General features: G+C 67.3%; 15 protein-coding genes. 11 read left to right on the top strand and 4 right to left on the bottom strand.

Annotated elements, in window-relative coordinates; translation table 11 throughout:
- Positions 1–118 precede the first annotated feature (118 nt).
- From AC07VS_RS13970 to AC07VS_RS14020, 11 genes are all read left to right on the top strand, one after another.
- Entirely contained in the window at positions 119–1,195 is a 1,077-nt protein-coding gene (locus AC07VS_RS13970) for an HD-GYP domain-containing protein (protein WP_492347492.1), read from the top strand.
- A gap of 38 nt (positions 1,196–1,233) precedes the next feature.
- Entirely contained in the window at positions 1,234–5,124 is a 3,891-nt protein-coding gene (locus tag AC07VS_RS13975) for a PAS domain S-box protein (protein ID WP_494751250.1), read from the top strand.
- Positions 5,125–5,257: 133 nt separating this feature from the next.
- Positions 5,258–6,412, top strand: coding sequence for a methyl-accepting chemotaxis protein (locus AC07VS_RS13980; RefSeq protein ID WP_494751251.1), 1,155 nt, complete (start codon positions 5,258–5,260; stop codon positions 6,410–6,412).
- 15 nt (positions 6,413–6,427) lie between these two features.
- On the top strand, positions 6,428–6,796 hold the full coding sequence (locus AC07VS_RS13985; RefSeq protein WP_492347489.1) for a response regulator: 369 nt from the start codon (positions 6,428–6,430) through the stop codon (positions 6,794–6,796).
- A gap of 10 nt (positions 6,797–6,806) precedes the next feature.
- Positions 6,807–7,142 (top strand): STAS domain-containing protein, encoded by a 336-nt coding sequence (locus AC07VS_RS13990; RefSeq protein WP_494751252.1) that lies wholly within the window; start codon positions 6,807–6,809, stop codon positions 7,140–7,142.
- Between the two features lie 12 nt (positions 7,143–7,154).
- Positions 7,155–9,305, top strand: coding sequence for a chemotaxis protein CheA (locus AC07VS_RS13995; protein WP_494751253.1), 2,151 nt, complete (start codon positions 7,155–7,157; stop codon positions 9,303–9,305).
- Positions 9,306–9,322: 17 nt separating this feature from the next.
- Positions 9,323–10,948: a methyl-accepting chemotaxis protein gene (locus AC07VS_RS14000; RefSeq protein WP_494751254.1), complete on the top strand. Its 1,626-nt coding sequence runs from the start codon at positions 9,323–9,325 to the stop codon at positions 10,946–10,948.
- A 13-nt stretch (positions 10,949–10,961) separates the two neighbouring features.
- Positions 10,962–11,495, top strand: a complete 534-nt coding sequence (locus AC07VS_RS14005) for a chemotaxis protein CheW (RefSeq protein WP_492347485.1) — start codon at positions 10,962–10,964, stop codon at positions 11,493–11,495.
- Between the two features lie 119 nt (positions 11,496–11,614).
- Positions 11,615–12,448, top strand: a complete 834-nt coding sequence (locus AC07VS_RS14010; RefSeq protein WP_492347484.1) for a CheR family methyltransferase — start codon at positions 11,615–11,617, stop codon at positions 12,446–12,448.
- Positions 12,445–12,990, top strand: a complete 546-nt coding sequence (locus AC07VS_RS14015; protein ID WP_492347483.1) for a chemotaxis protein CheD — start codon at positions 12,445–12,447, stop codon at positions 12,988–12,990. Before AC07VS_RS14010 ends, AC07VS_RS14015 begins: the two co-directional genes overlap by 4 nt.
- Entirely contained in the window at positions 12,987–14,084 is a 1,098-nt protein-coding gene (locus AC07VS_RS14020; RefSeq protein ID WP_494751255.1) for a protein-glutamate methylesterase/protein-glutamine glutaminase, read from the top strand. Before AC07VS_RS14015 ends, AC07VS_RS14020 begins: the two co-directional genes overlap by 4 nt.
- 22 nt (positions 14,085–14,106) lie before the next feature.
- On the opposite strand, the gene AC07VS_RS14025 is transcribed toward AC07VS_RS14020, so the two are convergent.
- The 4 genes from AC07VS_RS14025 to AC07VS_RS14040 are packed head-to-tail and all read right to left on the bottom strand — an operon-like array spanning position 14,107 to position 17,709.
- Positions 14,107–15,084: an NAD-dependent epimerase/dehydratase family protein gene (locus tag AC07VS_RS14025; protein ID WP_492347481.1), complete on the bottom strand. Its 978-nt coding sequence runs from the start codon at positions 15,082–15,084 to the stop codon at positions 14,107–14,109.
- Positions 15,084–15,707, bottom strand: a complete 624-nt coding sequence (locus AC07VS_RS14030; protein ID WP_494751256.1) for a cupin domain-containing protein — start codon at positions 15,705–15,707, stop codon at positions 15,084–15,086. Before AC07VS_RS14030 ends, AC07VS_RS14025 begins: the two co-directional genes overlap by 1 nt.
- A 32-nt stretch (positions 15,708–15,739) precedes the next feature.
- Complete coding sequence (locus tag AC07VS_RS14035; RefSeq protein WP_494657971.1) at positions 15,740–16,543, bottom strand: cyclase family protein; 804 nt, start codon at positions 16,541–16,543, stop codon at positions 15,740–15,742.
- A gap of 29 nt (positions 16,544–16,572) precedes the next feature.
- A complete protein-coding gene (locus tag AC07VS_RS14040) occupies positions 16,573–17,709 on the bottom strand; it encodes an MFS transporter (RefSeq protein WP_494657994.1) in 1,137 nt (378 codons plus the stop codon).
- Between the last annotated feature and the right edge of the window lie 7 nt (positions 17,710–17,716).

The raw sequence follows: 17,716 nt of genomic DNA on the forward strand, positions 1-17,716 counted from the left end.
CGTGAGGCCAGCCCCGACAGACCACCCCGGCAGGCTCAGGCAGCATCGGATGTTGTAGCGTGCCGCATGGCGGCCCTGTGCGCACATCAGGTCCCCAGCCCTAACCCCAGGAATGCCCATGGATCAGAACGAACTCATTCGCCGGCTGTCGGGCGAGTATCCCTATCGGGTGCTGATGATCGACGACGATCCGCTGCAACGACTGCTGATCGAGGAGATCCTGGAGCCGCCGCAATACCATCTCACCTATGCACCGGGCGGCCTGGATGGCCTGGACTGGCTGCGCCGGGCCGAATTCGACGTGGTGCTGACCGACCGTCGCATGCCCGGCATGGACGGCGACGAGTTCTGCCGCCGGGTCCGTGGCGAGCTCGGCCTGGCGGTGCAGCCCATCCTGATGATCACCGGCAGCACGGCGGCCGAAGACTTGATGGGCGGCCTGTCTTCAGGTGCTGACGACCTGTTGCGCAAGCCCTACCTCCCGATGGAGTTGCGCGCCCGCGTGCAGGCTGCGGTGCATCGCAAGCGCATCACCGACCAGCTCGACAGCACGGAATCCACCCTGTTCGCCCTGGCCCGCATGGTCGAGGCCAAGGACGAAAACACCGGCGATCACTGCTCACGCCTGGCGCACAAGGCCGTGTTGCTGGGACTGGAGCTGGGCCTGTCAGCGGCCGAGCTGATGGCGCTGCGCCGCGGCGGCGTGCTGCACGACATTGGCAAGCTCGGTATCCCGGACGCGATCCTGCTCAAGCCAGGCCACCTCACGCCAGAAGAATGGGTTGTGATGCGGGAACACACCACCATCGGCCACCAACTGGTGTCGCAGCTCAAGAGCATGCGCCTCACCGCGCCGATCATCCGGCACCACCACGAGCGCTGGGACGGCAGCGGCTATCCCGACGGCCTGGCCGGTGAATCCATTCCCTTGCTGGCGCGGGTGTTCCAACTGGTCGACATCCACGACGCGCTGATATCGCCACGCCCCTACAAAGAGGGCATGAGCTCCGAGCACGCATCGGCCATCCTGGCTGAGGAGGCCGAACGCGGCTGGCGTGACCCCTACATGACGCGCCGCTTCCTCGACCTGGTGCAGCGGCGCCCCGAACTGGCCAGCATGAGCACGCCACAGGCCGATCCGGCCAACGACGACCTGGGTGTGCGGCTGTATGCCAGCATGACACGCCGCAACTGAAGCCCGTGCGGCCCGCTTTCCTCGACTTTTAGCCATCCATGCCGACCTTCCAAGTCTTTATTGCCAACTCCCGTGCCGAATGGCGGCGCGCCCTGCCCCTGCTGGTGCTGATCCCCCTGGTCTGGCTGCTGGAGCAGACCTCGCTGAGTGCCCTGCCCCAATTTGCCCGAATGGGCTTTCTGGCCGCCCATACCAGCGCGGAAGTTGCGGCGGTGGTCCTGGCCTCGCTGAGCTTCGGCCTGCTCTGGATGGCCCCCGACAGCCCCCGCCGGCCTGCCTCCGTGCTGCTGGCGGCCGTGATGGGTGGAGCAGCTGTGCTGGACTTCCTTCACATGCTGTCCTATGACGGCATGCCGCCTCTGGTGACCCCTTCAGGGGTGGAAAAAAGCATCGCCTTCTGGCTGGCCGGGCGTGCGCTGGTGGCCTTCGGCCTGGTGGTGATGGCCATCACCCCGCCAGCCACACGCGCGCAACGCGGATACCCACGCCTGTCGCTGGGCCTGGTGGCCTGTCTGGTCACGCTCAGCAGCGCCCTGATCCTCTTCTGGCCCGATCTGCTGCCGCACACCTTCGAATCCGGCCAGGGCCTGACCGCCGCCAAGGTCGGCAGCGAAATGGCCCTGATCGCACTGCTGCTGGCAACGGCCCTGCGCCTGGAATACCTCGGCCGCCGCGGCGCAGGCGTACCGATGACGGCCATGGCCATCGCGGCGGTCCTCTCGGCCATCGCCGAAGGCTGCTTTGCCACCTACAGCAGCCCGACGGACATCTTCAATGCACTGGGGCACATCGCCAAGATCGCGGCCTATGGCTACCTGACCCGCGCGGCCTACCTGCTGGCCGTGCGCCAGCCGCTGCAAGCGGCCGGCGGCATTGCCGACGCCTTGCAAGCCACACTCAACCCGGCCCTGATCTGTGATGAGGACGGCACCATCGTCTGGATGAACCCGGCCTTTGCACAGGTCACCGGCTACGAAGCACAGGCCTTGCTGGGCCGCGAGTTCGACGTGCTGCGGGTGGCTGGCGACGAGCAGGCCTGGGCCCAGATGCGTGAGGCGATGATCCAGGCCCAGCCCTGGAAGGGACAGGTTCAGGTGCGGCGCCACAACGGCAGCATCTACCTCGATGATCGCAGCGTGACACCGATGCGGGGCTCACAAGGCCACCTGAACGGGTTTGTGATCCTGGGCGACGACATCACCGAGCGGCATCGGGTCGAGCGGGAACTGATCGCCAGCGAAGAACGCATGCGAGCCCTCCTGAGCTCGGCCCCCGACGCCGTCGTGGTGATCGACGCGCAGGGCCACATCCAGATGGTCAACCACGCGGTGGAACGAATGTTTGGCTTCAGCAGCGACGAACTGCTGGGCGCCAATGTCAACCTGCTGATGCCCGACGGGGTGGCGCGCCAGCATGACGGCTTTGTGCAGCACTACATGGACACGGGTGAACGCCACATCATTGGCGTGGGCCGTGACATGCAGGCGCGCAGGCGCGACGGGCGCGAACTGCACGTGCAACTCACCGTCGGCGAGGCCCGCCTGAGCGAAGGCTCGGTGTTCATCGGCTTCATGCGTGACATCAGCGAGCGGGTGCAGGTACAAAAAGCACTTGCCGAGCGCGAGGCGCGCTATCGAGCGCTGATGGACACCGCACTCGATGGCGTCTGGATCTGTGACGAACACGGCCGCTTTCTCGAGGTCAATGACGCCTATGTGCAGATGTCGGGCTACAGCCGCGCCGAACTGCTGCGCATGCGCATTCCCGACGTCAATGCCGATGACCAGCCCGGCCATGTGAGCCGCCACATCCAGATCACACTGGTGTCGGGTCATGACCGCTTTGAGACCCAGCACCGGCGCAAAAGCGGCGAGCACTGGCCGGTAGAGATCACCACCAGCCGCTCGCCGCTGGGCGATGGGCACTTCTTTGTCTTTGTGCGCGATCTGTCCGAGCGCCGTGCTGCCGCACAGGCACTGCGGCAGAGCGAGGAGCGCTTTGAACTGGCATTGCGCGGCACCAATGACGGACTGTGGGACCGCAACCTGATCGACGGCAGCGTCTACCTTTCGCCACGCTGCGAGGAAATGCTGGGCTACCAGGAGGGCGAACTGAGGGTCAACGCCGAGACCGCCTCGCGCCTGATCCATCCCGCCGATGCACTCGCACTGCACCTGGCGCTGGGCGACGTGGTGGCAGGGCGCAGCGATGAACGCTTCGAGATCGAAACCCGGCTGCGCCACAAGCACGGCCATTGGGTCGACGTGTTGTCGCGGGGCCAACTGCTGCGGGATGCCGCGGGCACGCCGGTGCGCATGATTGGAACCGTGCGCGACCTGACCGAGCGCAAACGTGCGGAGCAGGCCCTGTTCGAGAGCGAAGACAAGCTGCGCTCGCTGTTCGAGCTGTCGCCGCTGGGCATTGCGCTGTGCACACTCGACGGCAACCTGGTCGAGTTCAACGAAGCCTACCGAGCCCTGACCGGGTACAGCGCCGAGGCCTTGCAAAGCCTTTCGTACTGGGACCTCACACCGTCAGAGTACATGCGCGCCGAGGCCGAACAGCTGAAGATGGTGGCACGCATCGGACGCTACGGCCCCTACGACAAGGAATACGTTCGCGCCGACGGCAGTCGCGTCCCGGTACGCCTCAATGGTGTTCGCATCGAACTCGGCGGTCAGGCCTATCTGTGGTCGATCAGCGAAGACCTCACGGTGCAGCGCCGCATCGAAGCCGAGCGCCAGGCTGTTCAACAGCAGCAGATGCAATCGCAAAAGCTGGAGGCGCTGGGTCACCTCACGGGCGGCATCGCACATGACTTCAACAACATGCTGGCTGGCATCATGGGCCTGGCCAGTCTGGGGCTGGAGCGCTATGTCAGCGATCCTGGTGGCAAGCTGGCCGGCTACTTGCGCGAGATCGTGCGTACCAGCGAGCGCGGGCGCGATCTGGTCGCCAAGATGCTGGCCTACGTGCGCACCGAAGAACCCGAGGACGTGGCGCCGCGCCAACTCGGCGCCATGGTCAGCGAGATGTTCGACATGCTCAAGTCCTCCATTCCGAGTGGCATCCTGCTGAGCTACAAGGCCGATCACTCCCTGCCCGCGGTGCGCATCTCGGCGGTCGACGTGCAACAGATCGTGATGAATCTGGTGATCAACGCGCGCGATGCGCTGGGGGCCAGCGGCCACATCGACATCCGCCTGCTCAACGCCCAGTTGGCCGCGGAATCCTGCAGCAACTGCCAGGGAATGGCCCACGGCCGCTTCGTGGTACTGGAGGTGACCGACGACGGCCCGGGCATTGCACCCGAGGTGCTGCCCAAGATCTTTGACCCCTTCTTCACCACCAAGGGCGTGGGCAAAGGCACCGGCCTGGGGCTGTCCTCGGTGGTGGGCCTGGTGCACAAGGCCGGCGGCCACATCCAGGTGCATGACAGGACGCCGCATGGCACCGCCATGCGGGTGCTGTTGCCGGCGGCGCAGGATGTGCCAGTGGACGAAGTGGCGCCACGCCCGACACTCGAGTTCGTGTCCGGCGAGGCTATCTGGGTGGTCGACGACGATCCGGCAGTGCTGGTGTTCCTGAGCGAGCTGTTGCGCGAACACGGCTTCACCGTGTCGGCCTTTGCCGATCCACGCCAGGCGCTGGCGGCACTGGGCGAGGCACTGCGCCCAGGGCACGGCGCGGCACCGCCGGCAGCATTGATCACCGACCAGACCATGCCCGGCATGTCGGGGGTGGCGCTGTTCAAGGCCGCCCAGGCGCTGTGTCCCTCGCTGGGCGTGATCATCTGCACCGGCTACAGCGAGTACATCGACGCCGAATCGGCGCGCCAGATGGGAGTGCGCCACTTTCTGCGCAAACCTTTCGACTCACACGAACTGCTGGAAAAGCTCGCCGACATGCTGGGCCGCGACAAGGCCTGATGCCCGAGGCCCCGGGCCGGCATCTCGCCCGGTCCGGGGTCAGGTTTTACTGACGCGATTTCAGCGCGCTCTGAGGACATGAGCAGCCCTCGCCTTATAGCGCCGCCAACCGGTCCTCCCTAGCATCGGTTGCATGAAGCCAGAACCTTCTCGAAACACTCTGCCCGGTCTGGGCGCGGGCTCCCTGGCCTGGCTGGCCTGGCCCCTGATCGTGGGCGCCATCGGCGCCCTGGCCTGCCTGCAACTGGGCCGGCCGCTGTGGGCAGGGGGCCTCGTGCTGATGGGCCTGCTCGGCGTGGGCGGAGGCTGGCGGGTGCTGCGCCAACCCCCACCGCCCCCGCTGGCACAAGAGCTCTTGCGGGACCTGGAATCCCTTTGTGCGCAGGCCCTGCCGATCTGGAGCCGACAGATCGACAGTTCGGCCTCGCAAAGCGAGGTGGCCATCGGCGCACTGGCACGCCAGTTCGGCGCCATCAAGGAGCGCCTGCAGCAGACACTGGGCCTTTTTACCCAGACCGGTGGCGAAGACGGGGGCAGCGCGGCCGTGTTCGCCTCAGCCCAGAGCGAACTGCGCCAGATGGCCAGCGGCCTGCAACTGGCGATGCAGGCCAAGGAAGAGATGCTTTCAGGCATCCAAGGCCTGGGCGGTATTGCCACCGAGCTGCGCGAGATGGCAGAACTGGTCGGCTCAATCGCCCACCAGACCAATCTTCTGGCCATCAACGCGGCCATCGAGGCGGCCCGCGCCGGCGAGCAGGGGCGAGGTTTCGCGGTGGTGGCGCACGAGGTGCGGCGCCTGTCAGCCCTGTCGGCGGACACCGGCCGCCAGATCACCAGCAAGGTCGGCTCGGTGGGCCAGGCCATTGGCCAGATCATCGAGGCCTCGGACCGATTTGCAGAACGGGACAAGCAATTGCTGCAAAGCTCCGAGGCCACGATCGAAGGCGTGCTGACCCAATTGCGTGGCGCGGTTCAACAACTGGAGCAGCGCAACGACGTGCTGCAGCACGAGACCTCGGCCATCGACGGCGACATCAGCGAGGTGATGGTGGCACTGCAGTTCCAGGACCGCACGGGCCAGATCCTGCGCCACGTGCAAGGCGACCTGCAGCGGCTGGAGTCTGACCTGCAGTCCCGGGCCCTGCACCCCGACATACGGTTGGACCCGCAGGCCTGGCTGGACCAATCGCGGAGCAGTTACACGATGCAGGACCAACTGGACAACCACGGCCAGGGTGGCGGCGCTGTCGCGTCCGCACCGGCCGGCGAAGAGATCACTTTTTTCTGAGGGAGCGGATAGGCAATGGCAAAGACAGTCTTGATCGTGGATGACTCCATCAGCGTGCGCCAGGTGGTTGGCATGGCGCTGCGCGGCGCAGGCTACGAGGTGGTCGAGGCCACCGACGGGCACGACGCCTTGCGCAAGCTTGACGGTCGCAAGATCCACCTCGTCATCAGCGACGTGAACATGCCCCAGATGGACGGGCTGACCCTGCTGCGCCACATCAAGGCGCTGCCCGCCTACAAGTTCACACCCGTGATCATCCTGACCACCGAAACCGATGCGGCCAAAAAGCAGGCAGGCCAGCAGGGTGGCGCCAAGGCCTGGGTGGTCAAGCCCTTCCGCCCCGATCAGCTGCTGGCCGCCGTGGCCAAGCTGATCCTGCCCTGAGGAGCGCGGCATGGACATCATTGCCGAAAGCGGTGCAGACACGCTGCGCCTGCGCCTGCAGGGCGACTGCAACATCTACAGCGCTGGTGAACTGCGCAGCACCTTGCTGGAACGCCTGCGCGAACAGGCGGAGCTGGAGCTCGACCTGTCGGCGGTGACCGAATTCGACACTGCCGGGCTCCAGGTGCTGATGGCGGCCAAGAACTTCGCCCGCCTGGGTGGCCAGTCACTGCGCCTGAGTGGGCATAGCCCGGCCGTGCTTTCGCTGATCGCCCTGTACGACCTCGCAGACTGGCTTGGCGACCCGCTGGCGGGCACCGATGGCGAGGCCGTTGGCCGGCGCTGAGAAAGGGACCCCATGGAATTCAACGATGTGCTGCACACCTTCTTCGCCGAGAGTCGCGGCCTTCTCGGCGAGATGGAAAGCGCGCTGATGAGCCTGGAGCGCGAGCCCGGCGATGCGGAGGCGATCCACGCGGTGTTCCGCGCCGCCCACACCATCAAGGGCTCGGCTGGGCTGTTCGGGCTGGACGATATCGTCGGCTTCACCCACCACGTGGAGACCCTGCTGGACCGGGTGCGCTCAGGCAGTCTGAACCTGCAGGGTGACATGGTCAGCCTGCTGCTGCAGTGCGGCGACCACATTCACCGCCTGATCGACGTCGCTGGCGACACGGCCGGTGAACGCGACGACGGTCTGCCGATGCTGGGCCTGGCCCTGGTCGAACGGCTGCACGCCCTGGCCCCGCTGGACGCGGCCGCCTCGTCGACCTGCACCGCCCCCCCCGTGGCGCAAGCCAGCACCCGCAATGACCAGGACCTGTGGCATCTGTCGCTGCGCTTCTCGACCGGCCTGTTCCAGGAAGGCTTCGACCCCGCCCCCTTCATTCATCACCTGCGCACCCTGGGTCGCGTGGTGCACATCAGCACCCTCAGCACCCAGTTGCCAGTGCTTGAGACGATGGACCCAGAGTCCTGCTACCTCGGTTTCGAGATCCGTCTGGCCAGCGCCGCCAGCAAGCTTGAGATCGAGTCGGTGTTCGAGTTCGTGAGCCAGGACTGCGAGCTTCGCATCCTGCCGCCCGACAGCCGGGTCGACGACTACCTGCGCCTGATCGAGGCCCTGCCGGCCGACCGGCTGCGCCTGGGCGAAATCCTGCAGGCCTGCGGTGCACTGACTGCCCACGAGCTGAGTCGGGCGCTGGCGGAGCAACAGGCAGAGCCCGACGCAGAGCGGGCCCCGCTGGGCGAGATCCTGGTCGAGGAGCGCGCGGTGCAAGCCGAACTGGTGCAAGGCGCCATCGGGCGCCAGAACGAACTGCGCCAACGCCAGTCGCAAGAAGCCAAGATGATCCGCGTGCACTCAGACAAGCTCGACGCGCTGATCAACCGGGTGGCCGAGCTGATCATTGCCAGCGCTTCGGTGAGTGTGCAGGCCACACGCAACCAGGACCGTGCACTGCGCGAAGCGGTGTCGGTGATGTCGCGCCTGACCGAAGACGTGCGCGACGGCGCGATGCGCCTGCGCATGGTGGAGATCGGCGACACCTTCAACCGGTTCCGCCGCGTGGTACGCGACGTGTCCAAGGACCTGGGCAAGGAAATCGAGCTGCACATCAGTGGCGGCGACACAGAACTCGACAAGTCGATGGTGGATCGCCTGGGCGACCCTTTGACCCACCTGATGCGCAATGCCATGGACCACGGCCTGGAAGCCCCCCTGGACCGACTGGCGGCCGGCAAGCCTGCGGCCGGGCGGCTGGAGCTGCGGGCACGCCATGAGGCGGGCGGCATCGTGATCGAGGTGGCGGACGATGGTGCCGGGTTGAACCGCGAACGCATCCTGGCCAAGGCACGCGAAACGGGCCTGCTCACCAGCGAGGCCCACCTCAGCGACGCCGAGGTCTGGGCGCTGATCTTCGAGCCTGGTTTTTCGACTGCCGAGCAGATCAGCAAGTTGTCGGGACGAGGTGTTGGCATGGACGTCGTGCGGCGCAGCATCGAGGCCTTGCGCGGCACGCTGGACATCGACAGCGTGGCGGGCCGGGGCACGCTGTTCCGCATCCGCCTGCCGCTCACCCTGGCCATCATCGACGGCTTTCTGATGGCCGTGGGCGAAGCCCATTACGTGGTGCCACTGGATGCGGTGCTGGAGTGCGTGCAACTCGGCACCGAAGCGCACGACTACACAAACCTGCGCGGCGAGGTCCTGCCACTGCTGCGGCTGAGGCGCCATTTCGGGCTGCCGGGCCGGGCGACGCGGCGCGAGAACGTGGTCGTGGTTCAACTCGGCACCCGCAAGGCCGGCCTGGTGGTGGATCAGCTCAAGGGCGAATTCCAGGCGGTGATCAAACCTCTCGGGCCCTTGATGGAGGGCTTGCCCGGTATCTCGGGCTCAACCATCCTGGGCAGCGGCGAAGTAGCGCTGATGCTGGACATACCGGCCCTGGTCAACCAGGCCTCATGGAGCGCCTCACAAGAGGCCCGCTCCGTGTTTTCAACCCATTGATTCTCGGAGCATTCCTTATGTTGAACAATTTTCGCATCGGCCTGCGCATGGGCCTGGGCTTCTTCCTGGTGATCGCCGTGTTGCTGGCCACGGTGGCCATGGCCGTCTTCAAGATGAGCCAGATCAATGACGATATGCAGACCATCGTCAACCGACGCTTTCCGAACACCATCACAGCCAACGCGCTGATTGATTCACTCAATGTGGCCAACCTGGCCATGCGCAACATCGTGCTGTCGCGCGAGCCCGCGGTGGTCAAGGCCGAGTTGGAGAAGATCGCCAAGATCCGCAGCAACTTCACCGAATTGCTGGACACCCTCGACAAGGGCATCAGCACCGAGACCGGCAAGATGCTCCTGTCGCGCATCAAGGAGAAACGCGCCAAGTTCGGCCAAGGCCTGGTTCAGTACCTGAGCCTGGTCGAGGCCGGCAAATTCGACGCAGCCACCGTGCTGATGGTGACCGAGATGCGCGATGCCCAGCGCGAGTACGAAGGGGTGGTCAATGAAATGATCCAATACCAGGTGGGCATGGTGAAAAAGGCCGGCGAGCAGGCCGATGCCCAGTACCAAGCCACCCGCGAGCTGATGGCCATCCTCGCGCTGGCTTCGGTCTTGGTGGCCCTGGCCGTGGCGTATGGCGTGACCCGCAGCGTGACGCGCCCGCTGGGCGAAGCCACGGCAGCGGCGCGCCGTCTGGCAGAGGGCGATCTGAGCGCCCGCATCGAGGTGCGTGGGCGCGACGAGGTGGGCCAGTTGCTCCAGGCCATGGGCGAGATGGTGGCCAAGCTGGCCCAGATCATCGGGGAGGTGCGCGCCGCTTCCAACAGCCTGTCCAGCGCATCCGAACAGGTCTCGTCGACCGCACAGTCGCTGTCTCAGGGTGCCACCGAACAGGCGGCCGGCGTGGAAGAAATGTCGGCCACCATCGAACAGGCCAGCGCCTCGATCCAGCAAAACGCAGAGAACGCGCGCGTCACGGACGGCATGGCGGCCCACGCGGCCCGGGATGCCGGTGAGGGCGGCGAGGCCGTGAAGCTGACCGTCGGCGCCATGAAGAGCATCGCCGGCAAGATTGGCATCATCGACGACATTGCCTACCAGACCAATCTGCTCGCACTGAATGCGGCCATCGAGGCCGCGCGGGCCGGTGAACATGGCAAGGGCTTTGCCGTGGTGGCCGACGAAGTGCGCAAGCTCGCCGAGCGCAGCCAGGAGGCAGCACAAGAGATCGGCGAGTTGGCCACCAACTCGGTCGAGCAGGCCGAACGGGCAGGCAAGCTGCTGGAGGAGATGGTTCCATCGATCCGCAAGACCTCGGACCTCGTGAAAGAGATCGCCGCAGCCAGCGAAGAGCAGAACACCGGTGTCGCCCAAATCAACACCGCCGTCAACCAGCTCAACCAGACCACCCAGCAAAGCGCTTCGGCCAGCGAAGAGCTGGCCGCCACAGCCGAGGAAATGAGCTCCCAGGCCGAGCAACTGCAAAGCCTGATGGCCTTTTTCAAGCTCGGTGCCAGCGAGGTCGCGCCTGCGGCACAGCCGCCCGAGAACCGCGCCACGCCCCGCCCGGCCGTGGTGCCTGCGCTGCGCCGGAATGCGGTGGCAATCACCTCGCCGGGCCCTGACTTCGTGCGTTTCTGAACAAGGGGTTGCGATGAGTACAGCCTTGGCCGAACGTGACCGCGGGGCCCTCTCCGGCACCCACAAGTACCTGAGCTTCACCCTGCAGGGCGAGGTCTATGCCATGGGCATCGAGCAGGTGAAGGAGATCATCGAATTCGGGCCCATCACCCTGGTGCCGATGATGCCGGCCTTCATGCGCGGGGTGATCAATCTGCGCGGCACGGTGGTGCCAGTGATCGATCTGTCGCGCCGCTTCGGCGGCGAGCCCAGCGTGGTCGGCCGGCGCACCTGCGTGGTGATCCTCGAGCTGCCCGCCGGTGAGGCGTCGGACCTCGGGCCACAGGTGATCGGGGTGATCGTCGACGCCGTCAATGCGGTGCTGGACATCGCCGCCGCCGCCATCGAGCCGCCGCCAAGCTTCGGCACCGGCATCCGCCCTGACTTCCTGCAGGGCATGGGCAAAGTCAAGGAGCGCTTTGTGCTGATCCTGAACGTGCACAAGACCTTGTCGCTCGAAGAGCTCAAAGACCTGCGCAACGCCCCGGCCCACGAGGCCCTCACCTGATCGCGCAAGCCGCCTGCTGGCCCCCCCCGCACGCAGGCGGCGCACCGCGCCGCCAAATGGAGATGGCAGCACATGCACAGCCACAGCATCAACACGCATCGCACCGCGGAGGCTGGGCCATGAGCCGCGCCCTGCAACCAGGCGCCGCGCCCGCAGGATGGGTGCTGGGCGACACCGAGTTCGGCCTGTTCCAGCACTGGATACACCGGGTGGCCGGCATCACCATGGGCCCGGCCAAAAAGGCATTGGTGGCTGGCCGGCTGGCACGGCGCGTGGCCCAGCACGGTCTGGGGAGCTTCGAGGCCTACTTCGAGCTGCTTCAGCGCGATCCTCAGGAACACCAGCTGGCAGTCGACCTGCTGACCACCAACGAGACCCACTTCTTTCGCGAGCCGGGGCATTTCGAGCTGATGCGCGACACGGTGCTGCCCCAGCACCCGGCAGGCCGCCCGCTGCGCGTGTGGAGCGCCGCGTGCTCTACGGGGCAGGAACCCTATAGCCTGGCCATGCTGATGGCCCACGTGCTGGGCGCGGCGCCCTGGGAGGTGCTTGGCACCGACTTGTCGACCCGTGTGCTGGAGCGGGCCCGCCAGGGCTTGTACGACACGGCGCTGGCACGTGAGATCCCCGAACCCTTTCTGCGCGCGTTCTGCTTCAAAGGTGTGGGGGCACAGCACGGCCGCTTTCTGATCGCGCCCGAACTGCGGCGCCGGGTCCGCTTCGAGCAGGTCAACCTCAATGAGACCTTGCCCGACTTGGGCGATTTCGACGTGATCTTCCTGCGCAACGTGATGATCTACTTCAACGATGCCACCAAGCGCAGCGTGATCGAACGCCTGCTGCGGGCACTGCGGCCCCGGGGCTGGCTGGTGGTCGGCCATTCGGAAAGCCTCAACGGGATCAGCCCGCTGCTGCAAGCGCATTCGCCGTCGGTCTATCGCAAGCACGCATGACCGCCACACCCTGGACCCCGAGGCCAGAGAAGATGGTCATGCCCGGCGAGGTCTGGTTCGGCCAGGGCGAACAACGGGTCGGCACCCTGCTGGGTTCGTGCGTGGCTGTCACGCTGTGGCACCCCAAGACCCAGGCGGGCGGGCTGTGCCATTACATGCTGCCCGAACGCGGCCCGACCGCCCGAGGTCTGGAACGGCGGGTGCTCGATGGCCGCTACGGGGACGAAGCCCTGGCCCTGCTGCTGGCCGCAGCCCGGCGCGCCGGCTGCACGCCGACCGAGTGTGAGGTCAAGCTGTTTGGCGGCGGGCGCATGTTCGCCAGCACGGCGGGCGGCGGCGAAGCGCTGCAGGTGCACCTGCGCAATGTCGAGCAGGCCCACCGGCTGGTGCGCCACCACGGTCTGCGCGTGGTGGCGCAGCACCTGGGTGGACAGGGATATCGGCAACTGCGGCTCGACCTGAGCAGCGGCGATGTCTGGCTGCGGTTCTCGCCTTGCGAGGGATTCGACGAAGGCGTGGCAACAACAGGAGCACAGGCATGAAGCAAATACGCGTGATGGTGGTGGACGACTCGGCAACGGTGCGCAAGGTGCTCACCCAGGTGCTGTCGGCGGTGCCGGACATCCAGGTCATCGCCACAGCGCCCGATCCGCTGTTCGCGCTCGACAAGATGAAGCGTGACTGGCCCGACGTGCTGGTTCTGGACGTGGAGATGCCGCGCATGGACGGCATCACCTTCTTGCGGCGCATCATGGCCGAACGACCCACGCCGGTGGTGATCTGCTCCACCCTCACCGAAGCCGGAGCACAGACCACCTTGCAGGCACTGGCAGCCGGCGCCGCCGGCATCGTGACCAAGCCCCGAAGCGACGTGAGCGGCTTTCTGGTGGATGCCTCTGACGACGTGGTCTCAGCGGTCCGCGCGGCCAGCCGGGTCAACCTGAGCCGATTGCGCAGCACGCCGACGCGCACACCCCTGAAGCCCCTGCCCATGGCCGCCGTGCCCGCGCTGGCCGCGCGCCCACTGTCTGGGCCCACCATGCCGGATGCCCTGCATGAAACCACCGATCGCGTGGTGGCCATTGGTACCTCGACGGGTGGGACCCAGGCCTTGGAAGAGATTCTGGTCGCGCTGCCACCGACTGCGCCCGGCATCGTGGTGGTGCAACACATGCCTGAGAAGTTCACCGCGGCCTTTGCAGCGCGGCTCAACAGCCTGTGCGCGGTCGAGGTGCGCGAGGCCCGGCCCGGTGACCGGGTGCTGAGTGGGCGCGTGTTGATTGCGCCAGGGCGTCAGCACATGCAGCTGCGGCGCAGCGGCGCCCAGTACCACGTCGATGTGGCGCCAGGCCCGCCAGTGAACCGCCATTGCCCCAGCGTGGACGTGCTTTTTCGCTCGGTCGCCACGGTGGCGCGCAACAATGCCCTGGGCATAATCCTCACCGGCATGGGCGACGATGGCGCCCGCGGCTTGCTTCAGATGCGCGAAGCCAATGCCGACACCATCGCCCAGGACGAGGCCACTTGCGTGGTCTACGGCATGCCGCGCGAAGCCGTGCAACTGGGTGCGGCACGGCGCGTGCTGCGGCTGGAGGCCATGGCAGGCGCGATCATGGAGTTCGGGCGGCGGCGCTGACCGGCCCCCCGCCCACTCTTGGTCAGGCCATGCCCCCGGCGGTGCCCAACACCCGTGCCACCAGTCCCTGCACTGACCCGTCGTGCCGAAAGCCGGCCGCCTCGGCCGCAGGGGTTTGCAGCGGCGGCTGGCGGCCGAACAGGGCCTCGATGCGGCTGTCGGGCCGGTGCTGGATCAACGCAGCAGCCGGCCGCCCCAGGTTGTGTGCGGTGGCTTCGATGACGCTGGCTACGGGCAGGCACAGCACCGGCAACTGCCAGCAACGCGAGGCCGGCATGGCCGAGGCAGGGAGGCTGGCCGCATGCAAGAGGTTGTCCAGGCAGCAAGCCAGCGACATCCACCAGCACACGGCCTCGGGCGACACCGGGCACTCATAAGGGTTGCCGGCACGCAAGGCATGGAAGATCTGGCTCATGAAGGCAGAGCCGTGCCCGCTTTCCGCAGGCGGCCGGGCCACGATGCCGGGCAGGCGCAGGCTGCAACCGTCCAGCTCGCCGCGACGGGCGTAGTCGGCCAGCAGCAGCTCGCTCATCCACTTGTGGGTGCCGTAGCTGAGCTGGGGCTGCGGCAGCAGGTCTTCGCCGACCGGCCCGGGCCCCAGTGCGCCATAGACGGCCACCGAGCTGGCCAACACCACCCGAGCCGGCGGCGTGCGCCCCTGCCGGGTCAGGCCGGCCAAGTGTTCAAGGAGGTGCACGGTGCCCAGCAGATTGGCCTGAAGGCCGGCCTCAGGCTCACGCTCGGCCAGCGCGCCAGGCATGCTGGCCAGGTGGAACACCTGTTGGGGCGGGTCCTCCGACAGGCTTTGCAGCAAGGCTGCATCGGCGAAGTGGCCGGTGTGTTGGCGATGCCCGGCCCCCGGCGAACCTTGACGAAAGTGCCGGTCGACCAGGGTGAGGCGCAATCCCCCCTGCCCTGCCCCAAGGGGCATCACCCGCAACAAGCGCTGCACCAGCGCTGCGCCCACAAAGCCGTCCGCCCCCGTGATCAGCACATGCATCAGAGGGCTCCGGCAGGGTGGGCCGAGCGGCTGGCCAGACAGTGCGCCATGTCAGCGTCGTACTGCCCGTCCACCAGCACGAACAGCATGCGGCAGGGCCGCCCCGAGCGGTTGGCCCAGGCGTGGTTGGTGCCGCGCTGCACCACCACGCTGCCTGGGCGCAGCAGCACCTCGGAGTCGTCCAGCACCAGGGTCATCTCGCCTTCGATGACCACGCCGTAGTCCACCGATTCGGTGCGGTGCATCAGGGGGTGAGGCGAGTCGGCCACCACAGTCGAGGCCCCGGCGTCGCCGATCTGGGTGAAGGCCTCTTTCATGCGGCCGGCCCCGGTGGCCAGGTAATCGGCGGTGTCGGGCGGGATGTCGACAAAGCGCAGCCGGGTACCGCCAGCCGGGGGCGGCAGGCGCAACGGGCCCAGGGTGGGGTCGGGGCCGTTGTCCACCCGGGCGGGCGTGGCCTCGGTGCTCCAGACCTCGTGGAAGACGGTGCCAGGGATGGCTTCGATGGCCACCACCGTGGGCAGCGGGCCCTGGCTGCTGACGACGGCCTGGCCGCGCTCGTCATGGCCGGTCACGACGCGGTGGATGGGGGGCAAGGGGTGGGTGTCGGATGGGGTGTTCATGATGTTCAGGGCTGAGGCCGCCAGCGGCCGGTTCACTCGGGATCGAAAATGGCCACGGCCCGGGTCCAGCCGGCCGAGGCGCCGCGGATCTTGTGTGGGAAGCAGCTGATGGTGAAGCCATGGGACGGCAGGGCCTCCAGCTGGTGCAGCTTCTCCAGGTGGCAGTAGCCGATGTCGCGCCCGGCCTTGTGGCCCTCCCAGATCAGGGCCTTGTTGCCGGTTTCGGCGATGCGCTGGGCGGTGTACGAGAAGGGGGCGTCCCAGCTCCAGGCGTCGGTGCCGGTCAGGCGCACGCCGCGCTCCAACAGGTACATGGTGGCCTCGTAGCCCATGCCGCAGCCCGCGTTCAGGTAGTCGCTGTGGCCGTAGCGCTCGCCGGCCCGGGTGTTGACCAGCACGATGTCGAGCGGCTGCAGGCTGTAGCCGATGCGCGCCAGTTCGGCCTCCACATCAGCGGCGGTGGCCACATAGCCGTCCGGAAAATGCCGGAAGTCAAGCTTCACGCCGGGCTGGAAACACCACTCCAGCGGCACCTGGTCGATGGTGATGGCGGGCCGGGCCTCGCCCAGGCGGGCGTCCATGGTGGCGTGGAAGTGGTAGGGCGCATCGAGGTGGGTGCCGTTGTGGGTGGTCAGGGTGACCCACTCGGCTGCGGCGGCCTGGCCATCGGGGTAGTCGGCCGGTACGGTGCCGGGCAGCATGTGCATGAACTCGGGCAAGGTGTCGGCGTGGGTCTGGTAGGTGATGCGCGGCGCCAGCGGAGGCGGGTCGGACAGCACATCGTTTTCCAGGTAGATCGACAGGTCGACCAGGCGGCGGGTGGGTTTGGTGCTCATGGATCGTTGGGGGTGGTCAGTCAGGGATATCAGACTCCGGCCGGCTGAGGGGGCGGGGGCGAGGGGGTCGTCGAGCGCGGGCGCGCTTGTGAGAAACAGATCACGGCACAGGCGGCCATGAGCACGGCCGCGCCGGCCAGGCTCTCGTAGCCGGCCCACTTGACCAGCGTGCCGCCCAGCACCGGGCCCAGGGCGGCGCCCGCCATCATCATGGCCGGCGTGGCGGCCAGGGCCCGACCACTGGGGTCGAGCCGGGCCAGCAGGCCGAAGGCGAAGGTGTGGGTGAAGATCATCACCGCAGCGAACACCGAGGCTGCCGCGGCATAGGGCGCAAACTGCTGGCTTTGCGTGATCACCAGCACCAGCACCGCCTGGGCCAGCGGGCCGCACAGCACCACGCGCTCGGCCGGCCAGCGGCGTTGCAGCAGGGCGGCCAGGCCGGCCGGCAGCAGGTTGACCAGGCCCAGGGCCACCAGGACCGCATTGACCGCCTGCAGACCAAAGCCCCGGTCCATGCCGATGCGCTCCAGAAAGCTGAACATCATGGCCTGCACCACGGCCATGCAACTCACCCCCAAGGCCCCGAGCCAGACAGCCCGGCCCAGCGGCACGCGGGGGCCTGGGGCCGCAACGCCCTGCCCCGTCATCAGCGCGGCGGCGCGTGGGTATGCCAAGCCGGTGGCCACGCAGGCCACGGCCATGACCGCAGCGAACACCTTGAACAACAGGGCACCGCCCAGGCTGGCCAGCAAGGGCGGCACGGCGGCAAAGAACAGCACGGCGAACACCCCCAGGGCGATGCCGACCAAGGCAAACAGACGGTGCGGGTTGGCGCTGCGTGCAATGGTGCCGTGGGTGCAGCTGAGTGCGGCGGCAGAGCTCACGCCGGCCAGGGCGTGCAGCACCGCCATGGCGGCGTAGTCGGCGGTTTGGGACGCGCCGGCAAAGGCCAGCGCGGCCAGGCCGAAACCCAGGGCGACCGGCAGGCGCCCGGGCAGGCGGTGCAGGCGCGGCGCCACGGCCAGGCTGCTGAACACCGCCCCCACCAGAAACAGGGTGGCCAGGCCCCCAGCCTGCTGAGGGTCCAGGTGGTAGGACGAGATCAGCGTACCCACCCAGACGGGCAGGGCCACCAGATCCAGCATGCCGGCGCAGTGCGCCAGCATCAGCGCC

Source organism: Curvibacter sp. GW821-FHT01G03 (genome assembly GCF_059422285.1).